The organism is Fontibacter flavus (assembly GCF_042432905.1).
Taxonomy (GTDB): domain Bacteria; phylum Bacteroidota; class Bacteroidia; order Cytophagales; family Cyclobacteriaceae; genus Fontibacter; species Fontibacter flavus.
On sequence record NZ_JBHLWI010000029.1, the window covers coordinates 43093 to 55796 of the forward strand.

The 12704-nt window shown below is 40.7% G+C and carries 12 protein-coding genes; 9 read left to right on the forward strand and 3 right to left on the reverse strand.

What is annotated here, in order from left to right:
- Window positions 1-7 precede the first annotated feature (7 nt).
- From ACFFIP_RS10795 to ACFFIP_RS10805, 3 genes are all read right to left on the reverse strand, one after another.
- On the reverse strand, window positions 8-796 hold the full coding sequence (locus ACFFIP_RS10795; protein ID WP_382387643.1) for a formylglycine-generating enzyme family protein: 789 nt from the start codon (window positions 794-796) through the stop codon (window positions 8-10).
- Window positions 796-2271, reverse strand: a complete 1476-nt coding sequence (nirK, locus tag ACFFIP_RS10800) for a copper-containing nitrite reductase (protein ID WP_382387644.1) — start codon at window positions 2269-2271, stop codon at window positions 796-798. The genes ACFFIP_RS10795 and nirK overlap by 1 nt, the downstream gene beginning before the upstream one ends.
- Before the next feature lie 161 nt (window positions 2272-2432).
- The gene (locus ACFFIP_RS10805) at window positions 2433-3131 is read right to left on the reverse strand and encodes a Crp/Fnr family transcriptional regulator (RefSeq protein ID WP_382387645.1); all 699 of its coding nucleotides are present in this window, start codon (window positions 3129-3131) and stop codon (window positions 2433-2435) included.
- A gap of 210 nt (window positions 3132-3341) precedes the next feature.
- Between ACFFIP_RS10805 and ACFFIP_RS10810 the strand changes: the two genes are divergently transcribed.
- From ACFFIP_RS10810 to ACFFIP_RS10850, 9 genes are all read left to right on the forward strand, one after another.
- Window positions 3342-3782, forward strand: a complete 441-nt coding sequence (locus ACFFIP_RS10810; RefSeq protein ID WP_382387646.1) for a c-type cytochrome — start codon at window positions 3342-3344, stop codon at window positions 3780-3782.
- Window positions 3783-3786: 4 nt separating this feature from the next.
- Window positions 3787-5142: a cbb3-type cytochrome c oxidase subunit I gene (locus tag ACFFIP_RS10815; protein WP_382387647.1), complete on the forward strand. Its 1356-nt coding sequence runs from the start codon at window positions 3787-3789 to the stop codon at window positions 5140-5142.
- Window positions 5143-5276: 134 nt separating this feature from the next.
- Window positions 5277-6056, forward strand: a complete 780-nt coding sequence (locus tag ACFFIP_RS10820) for a CbbQ/NirQ/NorQ/GpvN family protein (protein WP_382387648.1) — start codon at window positions 5277-5279, stop codon at window positions 6054-6056.
- Window positions 6057-6198: 142 nt separating this feature from the next.
- The gene (locus ACFFIP_RS10825) at window positions 6199-7965 is read left to right on the forward strand and encodes a nitric oxide reductase activation protein NorD (RefSeq protein WP_382387649.1); all 1767 of its coding nucleotides are present in this window, start codon (window positions 6199-6201) and stop codon (window positions 7963-7965) included.
- Window position 7966: 1 nt separating this feature from the next.
- Window positions 7967-8932 (forward strand): DUF438 domain-containing protein, encoded by a 966-nt coding sequence (locus tag ACFFIP_RS10830; RefSeq protein ID WP_382387650.1) that lies wholly within the window; start codon window positions 7967-7969, stop codon window positions 8930-8932.
- Entirely contained in the window at window positions 8923-9510 is a 588-nt protein-coding gene (locus tag ACFFIP_RS10835) for a cytochrome c oxidase subunit 3 (RefSeq protein ID WP_382387651.1), read from the forward strand. Before ACFFIP_RS10830 ends, ACFFIP_RS10835 begins: the two co-directional genes overlap by 10 nt.
- A 1-nt stretch (window position 9511) precedes the next feature.
- A complete protein-coding gene (locus ACFFIP_RS10840) occupies window positions 9512-9757 on the forward strand; it encodes a cytochrome C oxidase subunit IV family protein (protein ID WP_382387652.1) in 246 nt (81 codons plus the stop codon).
- Window positions 9758-9831: 74 nt separating this feature from the next.
- Complete coding sequence (locus tag ACFFIP_RS10845) at window positions 9832-10269, forward strand: RrF2 family transcriptional regulator (RefSeq protein WP_382387653.1); 438 nt, start codon at window positions 9832-9834, stop codon at window positions 10267-10269.
- Between the two features lie 68 nt (window positions 10270-10337).
- Window positions 10338-12686: a nitric-oxide reductase large subunit gene (locus ACFFIP_RS10850; protein ID WP_382387654.1), complete on the forward strand. Its 2349-nt coding sequence runs from the start codon at window positions 10338-10340 to the stop codon at window positions 12684-12686.
- Window positions 12687-12704 lie beyond the last annotated feature (18 nt).

Consider the following 12704-nt stretch of genomic DNA (forward strand, 5'->3'; position numbering starts at 1 on the left):
GGTGATGTTATTTAAATGTCAAATGATTGGAAGATGTGGCATCTTGGGCACATCTAAACCCCAATGTGGTGATGGAGAAATTAGCTTTTAGGCTGGATCTCATGGCATATCTCATAAACGCCGCATAGTTCATCATGTCCTTGGCACCTATGGCACCGCCCGCACAGAATAATCCTGCGTCTGTATTGCCATTATTGCGGGATTCTCCCGTCAGGATGATGGAATTGAAGTCCTGTGTCCATTCCCAAACCATACCATGCATATCCTTAACGCCCCAATAGTTGGCTTTTGATTGGCCAATTGTTTTCATAAAGGTTTTTGGTTCTTCATAGCTTCTAAGGATTGATACGTTATAAAGGCTGTCTGTTCTGGCGTCTTTTTTATTGGCTGAGGCCATGGCAGCAAACTCCCATTCGTCCACTGTAGGCAATCTTTTACCCTGACATTCACAATAAGCTTTGGCTGCAAACCAGGAAACCATGGTGACGGGTTTATCCAGCATGTTTAAGGGAGCTGTTAAGTCATTTTCCCAGTTCGAGAGGTACCTACTATCGGCGAACAGTCTTTTTACTTTAGATCTTTGCCAGTTGGGAAATTGGTGCACAAAGTCCTGAAATTCTCTATAGGAGACAGGCGTTATGTCCAGGTAAAAATCCTTGACCTTAGTTTCCGCCTGTTCACCCACTCCGTAAAGGGGGGTATATTCCCCCCCTTTCATCAGAGCCATGTTTTGTTGTTGGGCGGTGGCATTGTTTACAAGGAAAAATGCTACCACCAGGATTAATATTTTTTTCATTACTTTCTTCTTTTGCTCACCATTTCGGGTGTGATTTCAGAACCTTTGTTTCCCCAGCTGTTATACACATAAGTTAGAACTGCAGCAACTTCGGAATCACTGAGTTGTTGGGAGGGCATGATACTGTTGTATTTTTTACCATTCACAGTGATTTCACCGCTAAGTCCGTGCAATAGAACATCTATGGCTCTATTTTCATCGGCATTGAGGAAGTCAGCTTTGGCCAAAGGGGGGAAAGCATTTGCTACCCCTTCTCCATTTGCCTGATGACAGGCAAAGCAAGCCTGCATGTAGATTTTTTTTCCAGACTCAATGAGTTCACTTTTGGTCAGGCTGACAGGTTGTTTAACTGCATTGCCGTCTTTTGGCATTTTCTGGATGGTTCCACCTTCAGGCATATAGATGCCTTCCATGATTTCGCCTGCAAAAATCTTCTTGTTTTCTTCTCCTGTCACACTGATGATACCCAAGGCACCTTTGTTGAATGCCCTGAATATGGAATGGTCTACCAATACCAGGTTGGAAGGTACTTCTGCTTTGAATTCCAAAATAGCAGCTCCACCAGCAGGGATTAGGGTAGTGCCCACATTGTAATTGATTTGGTCACCGCCATCTACATATACTTTATCGAATATTTCACCAATGACGTGGAAGGATGAGGCGAGATTAGGGCCGCCATTTCCAAAGAAGATGCGGATTGTTTCTCCTGCTTTTGCCTGAAGGGCATTTTCACCGCTGAGGGCATTTACGCTTCCGTTGAAGACCACATAATCCGGTCTCTCATCATAGGCTTTCTGCATGTCAAAGGGCTGTAATCCTGGATCTCCAAATTTTCCTTCTGTATAAAAATCTCCCTGCATCACATAGAATTCTTTGTCCACAGGGGGGAGACCGCCTTCCGGTTCAACCAAGATCAATCCATACATACCGTTTGCAATGTGCATTCCAACTGGAGCAGTGGCACAGTGGTATACAAAGAGTCCAGGATTGATGAGCTTAAATGAAAATGTTTTTTCATGGCCGGGAGCAACAAAAGATGCTTCAGCACCGCCGCCTTGTCCTGTGACAGCGTGAAGGTCTATATTGTGCGGTAGTTTGTTGTTAGGGTGGTTTTTGATGGTAAACTCCACTTCATCACCTACTCTGGCTCTGATAAAAGAACCTGGCACCGTACCTCCGAATGTCCAATACACATAAGACACCCCATTGGACATCTCCATTTCCTCTTCAATGATTTCCATTTCCATGTACAGTTTCATCGCTGGTCTATTGCCTACTGGAGGTGGTACAAGTGGGGGAGAAGTCAGTTCCGCCACCATTTCGCCAAATACTTTGGTTTTGCTATGGTCCTTCATGTATTTGGAGTTGCCTGTGTTTTTGGATTGACTTTGTGTGCAGGCATTAAACACGAAAGCTGATAAAAGGAGTAAAAGATAAAAATATCCTTTAAATAAACGCGATTTTAATGTAGTCATGGTTTTAAGATTAGAATTTATTAATGAAGTGATTCGCTGAACGTGGTGACTGTTTAAATCGAAACAAAGAAAATGGGTACTGCATTAATGCCTTATGATACTTGTCAATCTAAAAAATATATTTTGGCATAAAAATACCTGCATTTTTGCAGGGTCTTTCTTCAATATTCATTTGCAAATGAATAATGGCTGATCGTGGATTTTAGATGTTTGATATCTTTCAAAATGATCGTTCTTTCTTTAGTTTCAAGGAGTTGATCCTTTTTTAAAATGGAAATTACCCTGCTGACCTGTTCGGAATTTGTACCTATAATTTGTGCGATTTCTTGCCTGTTGAGATGGATTTCCACTTCATTTGTTTCTTCTTCCGAAAAAGTATCCGCAATGTAAAGAAGACCTAGAATTACTTTTTCTTCATTATTCATCAGGGCAAGACATTTAGTTCTGATTTCGCTTTTTCTCAATTCCCGAGAGTAGAATCTCATCACTTCAATGGTGAATTTTGGATTTTCAAGAAAAGCTTGTTGCAAGGTGTTGTTGTCCACAAAACAGATTTCGGAATCTGAGAGGGTCACAGCGCCTATACTGTATTTTTCCAATCCAAAAGCGGTATGTCCAATCATGTGACCTGCTTTGGCTAATCTTACTGTCTGTTCTTTTCCTTGTAGGTTTGAACTTACAATTTTAACATGGCCTTTTTTGATAAAATAGGCACCCATCACCAAGCTCCCTTCAAAGAATATGTACTGACCTTTGGGGTAGACTGGAGTATTTTTCTGTAAAGAAATTTTCTCAATCCAATCCGGGTTACAGTTTTTGATTAGGCATGAAGTATTGTTGCATCCGACACACATGAGCATTCATTTAATGGTTGGCAAATACTTACAAAATTTTAATAAAAAGATTGTTGGAGAGTCACACATAAATATGATTTATGTCATGTTTAGCTAAAATCTGAGAAAAAAATACAGTATGATTCCTTGTTTTTTATTTCCCAATTGTATCTTACAAGCATAAAAGATAAAAAGGTCTTTTATTCTTTATTAAATTTCTATTTAACCCAATTCAATATGCTATCAAAATCACAAGCAAGGACATTCTTTCTAGGTGGTACGTTGGTGACCTTTCTGATATTTATCGGACTGACAGTCTACTCCATGGCTCCTAGCAATGACCAGTCCAATCATCTCAAGATTACCGATCAGGTAATCAGGGGTAAGCACATTTGGGAAACCAATAACTGCATGGGCTGCCACACCATTTTGGGTGAGGGTGGGTATTATGCACCAGAGCTTACCAAAGTTATCGAAAGAAGGGGAGCGCCTTTGATTAAGGCCATTCTTCAGTCTCCTGTTCCATGGGCCCCCAATGGCAGGAAAATGGTCGCTTATGAAATGAGCGATGAAGATGCAGAAGCCATGATCGAGTACCTCAAATGGATTGGGGAGATCGACCTTAATGGCTTTGATAGAGTTGTTTCACCTTTGGCTAAAGACAAAATAAAAGACTGATCATATGAAATTTAAATCACAACAAGTAGCCTACTGGTTTTTTGCCTTGTGTATGCTGCTATTCGGTTTGCAAATCGTCTACGGCTTTATCATGGGATTTGCCCGTATTGGCATGGATGGTCTTCATGATTGGATTCCATTCAATACCGCCCGAGCTGTACATACCAATTTATTGGTGGTCTGGTTGCTGACCGGATTTATGGGTGCTGCTTATTATATCATCCCTGAGGAAGCACAGCGGGAACTGGTTAGTGTCAAACTGGCCTATGTACAGCTGATTTCTCTGGCAGTAGTTGGTGTAGCAGCGATCACGGGATACCATTTTAATATTTGGGAAGGCAGAAAATTCCTTGAAATTCCGCGTGAGCTGGACTTTTTGGTAGTCGCGAATGTACTCCTTTTCTTGGGGATAATTCTGGCCACTTTGTTCAAAGGTAAAAGACAGACCACTACTGCTTTGGTACTGACAATGGGGCTGGTATTTGCTGCCTTATTATATCTTCCAGGTATGATTTGGTTTGATTCACAAGTGACAGATTCATTCTTCCGTTGGTGGGTTGTCCATCTTTGGGTTGAGGGAGTTTGGGAATTGATTATGGGAGGTATTTTAGCCTTTTTATTGATCAAACTAACAGGAGTGGATAGGGAAGTAATTGAAAAATGGCTCTATGTCATTGTTGGTCTGACTTTCCTTTCAGGAATACTGGGTACAGGTCACCATTACTATTATATAGGTGTGAATAAAATCTGGTTGGTAGTTGGAGGTGTTTTCTCCGCGTTGGAGCCTCTTGCATTCCTGGCCATGGCCTTGTTTGCAGTGTATATGTACCGCAAAGGTGAAAAATCCCATCCCAACAAGATTGCTTTATTCTGGACAATTGGAGCCTCTATAGTATCTTTTATAGGAGCTGGTCTTTTGGGATTTGCCCATACGTTGCCTCAGACCAATATTTTCACCCACGGCACCTTGGTAACGGCCATGCATGGTCACTACGCTTTCTGGGGAGCTTATGCCATGATTGTGCTGGCGATTATCAGTTATGCAATGCCTAATATCACCGGTAGAAAGCGCCACGATAAAACCAATGGACACATGGCTTTTTGGTTTTCCAACATTGGAATGCTTGGTATGGTCACTGCCTTGGGTGTTGCAGGTGTCGTTCAGGTCTATCTGGAAAGAAGACTCAATATGGACTTTATGGTAGCACAGGAAGAAGTGAAAATCCACTTTGTCGTCATGCTGCTTTGTGCTACGCTATTCACTGTGGGAATAGGCATGTATATCTATGAATTCATCAAATATGGTAGGCCATCAGACGAAACCTTTACCAAAAAAGAGGAATCGGTTTTGGTCAGTTAAATACAATCCGCTTTTAAAGCGGCCAAATTATTCGGTTCATTGGTTTGTTTCTTCTTTCAGGTCAGCCGAAGCCTGATGATTTGCCGGATTGCTTCAAATGCAATCCGGCTATTTCAATCTCAAAATACATCGTTATGGTTACCGAAGCACCTTATTATCATCAAACATATCAGGAATCGGAAGTCTTTATTCATGCCTTCCGTAACTGCATGCCATTACTGCTCAAAGGACCTACCGGAACAGGTAAGTCCAGGTTTGTGGAATACATGGCCCATAGCAGTGGGCAAAAATTAATAACTGTTTCCTGTCATGAAGAAACATCCTCTACAGATCTGATTGGCAGGTTTATCATCAAAGGAGCAGAAACAGTCTGGATTGACGGGCCCTTGACTACTGCAGTGCGTGATGGCGCCATTCTTTACCTGGATGAAGTAGCTGAAGCAAGACCGGATGTCATTGTGGCCATCCACTCCCTGACAGACCATAGAAGAGAGCTGTTCATTGACAAATTGGGTGAAACAGTAAAAGCCCACCAAAATTTCATGTTGATCGCCTCCTTCAACCCTGGCTATCAACGTGGATTCAAAGAACTCAAACCATCTACAAGGCAGCGTTTTGTGGCACTGAGTTTCGCCTATCCTGAGCCAAAAATCGAAACAGAAATTTTGGTCAACGAAACAGGTGTGGATAAAGAAATAGCCAAGAAATTAGTGGGTATAGGAGGTAAAATCAGGAACCTCACTGAATTGGGACTCACCGAAACTGTATCCACGAGACTTTTGGTCGATGCAGCCAAATTGATTCATTCAGGATTACCTAAACGCCTGTCCTGTCATGTAGCTATTGTTGAGCCTTTGAGTGATGATGAACAGACCATTGAGTCGCTTAAGGATTTGGTGGATTTGATGATATGATTATTGAAATATGCTTCCCAAGAGCGAAGAGGTTCGGGATAAAATTGAATCCGAAGATTTGGCAAAGATTCTGATATCGAAGTGATGGTCAATTCCTGATAAAAGTTAAAGTTGAATTATACATAATTAAAGGAACAGTAAAATGGGACTGGATTTAGATGAATGGGTATATGGTAAGTTGGTCCGGTATTTTAAAAAAAGCCGGCTAAAGGCTGAACAGGAAATGCCCCAAAAAGTGGATTTGGATAAAATAAAGCCGAGATTGACCTTTTTAGCCAGGGCAATTACAGGGAAGCCAATTGATAATTATCCGGCAGAGGCAGAAGGTGGCTATAAAAACAATAATTTCTTTCTTCCCATTTCCTTTGCCGAACTCCCAACTTGGGAAGAAAACCTGTATTTCTACTTTTTCAGGACACTTTACCTGAGTGCCCAGCAGGACCTCGGCTACAATTGGACAAAGGAAACGGATGACCTGATCTTATCCCGTCAAATGGCGGAACAGACCGCCCCTGCCGTTTTGGAAAAGCTCAATATGGAATATAGGATAGCAGGTCAATTGCATGACATGTTAAGAAAGCATTTTGAATCCAAAGCCAAAGAAGGAAAACTAGCCGATTTCAGCTTGCTTTATGGCAAATGGATGTTTGCCAATGATGATGATGAGGAAGGGGAGGACTTGCAGCATTTTGATGACCGTACCAAAAAAGGGAAAGAAGAAAATCCCACCACCACTTTACAGGCAAAGGCAGTGGAGGAGGTCAAGAACCTCACGATAGACAAAAAGCAGCAAGAGGATTATGTATTGCTGCACAATTTTGAAAAAGTGGAAACAGCAGAGGAAGCCAATGGTGTATGGAGGGATTTTGATGGGAAAGACGAGCTTGAAGACCATCAGGATGCGCTAGAAGAACTCAGTATGAAATTTACTGTGCGTGTAGATGATCCGGCACATTCGGTTTATCAAGCGGAATTTGTCGAAAACACCAGTGTTTCTGAAAGTGCAGAAAGAGATGACAAAGGATTCCACTTGTCCTACGATGAATGGGACTTTCATAAAAAATCCTACAAATCTGGGTTTTGTAAGGTATATCCTAAAACACAGCTGAAAAAAGATACTGCTTATTATCAATATACCATATCTAAAAATGCCAGCACTTTATTAGGATTGAGGAAGATGCTTACTTCTGTCAATAATAAAATGCAGCAGCAACGCAGGCAAAGCCAAGGGAACGAATTTGATATTGATGCATTGACAGACCTGTATACAGATGTACATGCGAGAAAAACACCCTCAGAAAACATCTATTTATCCAAAAAGAAAAAGGAGAAAGATTTGTCAATTCTGCTTTTGCTTGATGTTAGCCTTTCTAGTGATGGTTATGCGGCGAACAACCGTGTGATTGATGTAGAAAAGGAAGTTTCCATCCTTTTCGGAGAGATTTTGAATGAGTTCAATATTGATTTTTCAATTGATAGTTTTTTCTCCAAAACCAGAAACTACTCCACTTATCTGACGCTAAAGGAGTTTGATGAAAGTTGGCAGGTAGGGAAGGAAAGAATCGGTGCTGTTGAACCTCAGGGTTATACCCGAATCGGAGCAGCGCTGAGGCATGCGGGCGCGAGACTTGACCAAAGAAAAACAAAAAATAAATGGGTAATTCTGATTTCAGATGGGAAGCCTAACGATTACGATCGCTATGAAGGCAAATATGGAATCCAGGATATCAAGCAAGCCCTGAGGGAGCTAAATGAAAGACAGATTCATTCATACGCCCTTGCCATAGAAGCCCAAGCCAAATATTATCTGCCCCAGATGTTTGGACAAAATCATTATCAGATTCTGACGACACCTGTAGAACTGCTCAGTTCTTTGGTGAAATTATATGAAAGAATAAAAAACCAATAAAATGAACACTTACGAACAAGAAATTGACCTTCCTAAAGGTCATCCTATCCATACGTATTTAAAGGAAACTGCATTGATTCATCAGCTGATTGAGGAATTAGAGCAATGTGATATTGAAAATGATTATCAGGTATTCTACAACCTCTTTAATAAACTTCAAACAATTGAAAGGCGTTTTGAACGCAAAGAAAACCAACTTTTCCCCTTTCTTGAAAAAAGGGGTTGGAACGGACCTTCCCAAAATATGTGGTCTTTTCATGACACCATTCGCAGTATTTTCAAGTTTGTCAGGGAAAAAGTGGAAGCCAGGGATATCCGTGGAGTCTATGAGAATTTCCATCATTTAAGCAATAATATCCGAAGGCTCATGCTGGTGGAGGAGACAGTTCTATTCCCCAATTCCCTGAAAATACTTAAAGAAGAAGACTGGCAGCAAATGCGGAAAGGAGAGGAGGAGATAGGGTGGATGCTATCAGAAAAGCCTGCTGCTTATCCTGAACAGGCCTATGTGCACCCATCAGAAGATTTTACACAAAGAGATTTAAGTTTTGCTAAGGCTGAAAGTCAGCATTATGATGAAGGCTATATGACGGTAGAACAGGTCAACCTATTACTTCGTACGATGCCTTTGGATATTACATATGTGGATGAAAATGACAAAGTGATTTTTTACAATAGAGGAGAGGAACGGACCTTTCCAAGAAGTGCAGGAATTATTGGTAGGGAAGTCAGGTTCTGTCACCCGCCCAAAAGTGTGGATACTGTCCTGAGAATACTGGAGGAATTCAGAAAGGGCACGCAAAATGAAGCTTCTTTTTGGATCAATTTTAAAGGCAGGTTGATCTATATCCGGTATTTCGCCGTACGGGATGCGGATAAAAATTACCGTGGGGTCATAGAAATGTCACAGGATATCACAGATATCAAGCATATAGATGGAGAAAAAAGACTGTTGGAATGGAAATAAAAGCCCAGAATATAGATCATAAGGATATCTTTTACCCTCCGGGTGGCATCCTGTTATGGATAATCATCATATTGGAGCTGATCACCTTCGGATTGGGGATCGGAGGCTTGGTTTATTATGGCAAATTAGAGCCCGAGCTATTCCATCAATCCAGGCTTCAATTAAATACTTCTATCGGCACCTTGAATACCTTAATTTTATTGGTCAGTGGATATTTTATGGCCAATACTGTCCTGAAACTTAAATCAGGGGCTATTGAATCAGCTAAAAAATACTTGGTTTGGACCATGTTGGGCGGGTTGCTTTTTGTAGGATTGAAAAGCTATGAATATGTTGAAAAATTGACAGGCGACCTAGACATGGGGGATAACATGTTCTTTACCTTTTATTGGCTAATGACCGGATTCCACCTTGCGCATGTTTTGGTAGGTCTGGTGATTTTGGTATTCAGTTGGTGGCAGATAAAAACCAGCCCCAGATCTCTTAAGGGGACAGATTTGGAATCTGGGGCTGCTTTTTGGCACATGTGTGATTTGATCTGGCTTTTATTATTCCCTTCCTTATACCTGATATTCTAAGATGGAAAAGAAAAATTTATTAATACTCTTTATTTTGATTGGGCTGACCCAAGTCTCTGCATTTCTTGGTGTTTTTAATCTTGGAGTTGTAAATTATTTGACTTGGCTGGTGATGGGTTTAGCTGCTGTTAAATTCTTCCTGGTTGCCTTTGTATTTATGGAATTGAGTAAGGCCCATTTCTTCTGGAAGTTTGCAACTGTCCTTATAGGATTGCTGGTGGTAGTGGTAGTTGGGTTTTGGGTTTAAAAACTTTCTATTAAAATTTGATTGTCAAGAAAAAAATACTTTAATTTCAGAGTTAAAAGTCTTAATTAAGAAGCATGAAAGTATTATCCCAAACGAGCAAGTATGGCATCAGAGCGCTACTATATGTGGTGAGCAACCCAAGTACTGGTGAATATCTGAGTATTGGGGAAATTGCAAAAGAGTTGAATCTTTCCTTTCACTTTCTGACTAAAATATTTAGGGAGTTAACCAATAAGGGCATATTGTATTCTTATAGGGGACCTTCAGGTGGGATTGCATTGGCCAAACCATCAGATCAGATAATGCTTATAGACATCGTCTTGGCTTTGGAAGGAGAGGAATACTTTGATAATTGCCTTTTAGGTTTTCCAGGCTGTGGTGTAGAAAAGCCTTGTCCTGTCCACAATTTTTGGAAAGGCATCAAAGAGGACATAAAATCCCATCTCTGTAACACGAGCCTTGCCCAATTAGGAGAAAAGATACTTGCTGAAGAAGTACGGTTATTTGATTAAAAAAATTTCCTGTTAATTAAGAATTAATACTCTTAAATATGAAATAAATCTACCTTAAACCTTAACCCATGAAACCGGATACTAAATTCCTGAATTACATCATGAAACAAAAGAACTGGTGGCTTCCCTTTATGCTCATCTTTGTCATCAGTATAGTAGGTCTTTTGTTCATTGCCTATCAGACTTACGAGGAAGCGCCTCCCATTCCGCATTATGTAGATGAAAAGGGAGAAGAAATCATCACCCAAGAGCAAATATTGAGAGGACAGGAGGTTTTCCATCGATATGCGTTGATGGAATATGGAAGTATGTTTGGAGACGGCGCCTTGAGAGGTCCGGATTTTACAGCTCAGGCCTTAAATGAAAGGGCTAAATCCATGTTTCGTTTTTATCAGGAAAGTTTGAACGGGAATGGTAGTAAGAGTGATTTTGAGTCAGAAGGTATTTTGAGAAAGATTCAAAAAGAGATTAAGGAAAATACCTATGATGAAAATCAGAATCAGGTTAAGGTTTCTTTTGCTCAGGTAGCTGCAATTCGGGATTTGGAGGGCTTTTATCAAGAGATGTTTCTCAATCCTGATTTTCATGAGGCATTTAAGCCGACTGGATATATTTCCGATCCCGCAGAGATCAAGGATTTAAGTGCATTCTTTTTTTGGGGATCCTGGGTCTGTAGCGTAGAGCGACCGGGTGAAAAATACAGTTATACCCATAATTGGCCTTATGATGAATTTGCAGGAAATGTTGCTACGCCTTCCACTTTAATTTGGAGTATTGTGGGCCTTTTGGGGCTGGTTTTGGGTTTGGGAATTGTTCTGTATTACTATGGACAATTTGAACAACTGAGTGAGGAGTATTATGCAAAAGGTGCATCAGAAATGGTCACTGAAGAAAAATTACAACACTACAAACCTACGCCGACCCAAAGAGCCACCTTTAAGTTTTTCTATGTTGCGGTAATCCTGTTTTTGATTCAGGTTTTGGCTGGAGTTCTGACTGTTCATGATTTTGTTGGGTTTACCAAATTCTTTGGTTGGGATATTCAGGAAGTATTACCTGTTACAATTTCAAGGAGCTGGCATGTTCAGTTATCTCTGTTTTGGATTTCAGCCTGTTGGGTTGGGATTTCCTTTTTTATCCTTCCCTTGTTGGCAAAGAGTGAACCTAAAGGTCAGCTATTTTTGATCAATCTGCTCTTTGGGATATTTTTTGTCATGGTAGGTGGGTCTTTTGTGGGAATCTTTATGGGCCCAACAGGTATGTTGGGGGATTATTCCCGATGGCTAGGGCATCAAGGTTGGGAGTTTGTGGAATTAGGACGACTCTACCAATATTTCCTTTTGGCCATCTTTGCGCTTTGGGCGGTTATAGTTTATAGAGGTGTTAAAAATACGCTTAGACCTGGAATGCCCTGGGGTTTACCCAATTGGTTGGTGTATTCCATTGTCTGTATTTTGCTTCTTTTATTATCGGGTTTTGTAGCTCGACCTGAAACCAATTTCGTCATTGCTGATTTTTGGAGATGGATGGTTGTGCATATGTGGGTGGAGGCATTCTTTGAAGTATTTACTACGATAATTGTAGGCTATATGATGGTGATGATGGGTTTGGTCAATAGGCAAGCTGTCGTGAAAGTGGTGTATATAGCAGCCTTACTGTTTTTGGGTTCAGGGCTTTTGGGGATTTCGCATAATTTCTATTGGAATGCCAAACCTGTAGGAACACTCGCTTTGGGAAGTGTATTTTCCACCTTACAGGTAGTTCCGTTGATATTGTTAACCTTGGAGGCGTGGAGGATGCAACGGATGCCATATCTATTATCGACAAAGCAAAAAGATAAACATCGATCATCGCTCTTTGCGATGCCAGGAGTATTTCTTTTTATCATTGGGGTAACTTTTTGGAATTTCTTTGGTGCAGGGGTTTTTGGTCTGATCATTAACCTTCCCATAGCCAATTATTATGAGCATGGAACTTACCTGACAGTCAATCATGGGCATGCTGCATTGATGGGAGTTTACGGTAATTTATCCATAGCTGCCATTCTTTTTGCTTTGAGGTTTTTACTTAAACCTGAGGCATGGAACACTCAATTAGTGAAAACGACATTTTGGTCAATCAATATCGGCCTTTTATTGATGGTAACTTTGGATTTATTCCCTGCAGGAATCCATCAACTTGTTGCAGTGATGGAGGAAGGGTATTGGTTTGCCAGGTCACAGGAGTTTATCCAAAGTGTACCTTTTCAGTCAATGACCTGGTTAAGAATTGTAGGTGGAGCTGTTTTTTGTGTTGGAGGCCTTTTTCCTCTGACTTGGTTTGTATTGAAAAGCGCCAAGCATCTCAAACCTGCCTATGAAATGAGAAAAATTGATCATCAACCCGAAGAAGTAGAAGAAGAAATAGAAACAGTTTAAACCAAATAGAATTATCGT

Coding starts and splice junctions, on each gene's coding strand:
- ACFFIP_RS10795 (WP_382387643.1), bottom strand. CDS start 796: ATGAAAAAAATATTAATCCTGGTGGTAGCATTTTTCCTTGTAAACAAT.
- nirK (WP_382387644.1), bottom strand. CDS start 2,271: ATGACTACATTAAAATCGCGTTTATTTAAAGGATATTTTTATCTTTTA.
- ACFFIP_RS10805 (WP_382387645.1), bottom strand. CDS start 3,131: ATGCTCATGTGTGTCGGATGCAACAATACTTCATGCCTAATCAAAAAC.
- ACFFIP_RS10810 (WP_382387646.1), top strand. CDS start 3,342: ATGCTATCAAAATCACAAGCAAGGACATTCTTTCTAGGTGGTACGTTG.
- ACFFIP_RS10815 (WP_382387647.1), top strand. CDS start 3,787: ATGAAATTTAAATCACAACAAGTAGCCTACTGGTTTTTTGCCTTGTGT.
- ACFFIP_RS10820 (WP_382387648.1), top strand. CDS start 5,277: ATGGTTACCGAAGCACCTTATTATCATCAAACATATCAGGAATCGGAA.
- ACFFIP_RS10825 (WP_382387649.1), top strand. CDS start 6,199: ATGGGACTGGATTTAGATGAATGGGTATATGGTAAGTTGGTCCGGTAT.
- ACFFIP_RS10830 (WP_382387650.1), top strand. CDS start 7,967: ATGAACACTTACGAACAAGAAATTGACCTTCCTAAAGGTCATCCTATC.
- ACFFIP_RS10835 (WP_382387651.1), top strand. CDS start 8,923: ATGGAAATAAAAGCCCAGAATATAGATCATAAGGATATCTTTTACCCT.
- ACFFIP_RS10840 (WP_382387652.1), top strand. CDS start 9,512: ATGGAAAAGAAAAATTTATTAATACTCTTTATTTTGATTGGGCTGACC.
- ACFFIP_RS10845 (WP_382387653.1), top strand. CDS start 9,832: ATGAAAGTATTATCCCAAACGAGCAAGTATGGCATCAGAGCGCTACTA.
- ACFFIP_RS10850 (WP_382387654.1), top strand. CDS start 10,338: ATGAAACCGGATACTAAATTCCTGAATTACATCATGAAACAAAAGAAC.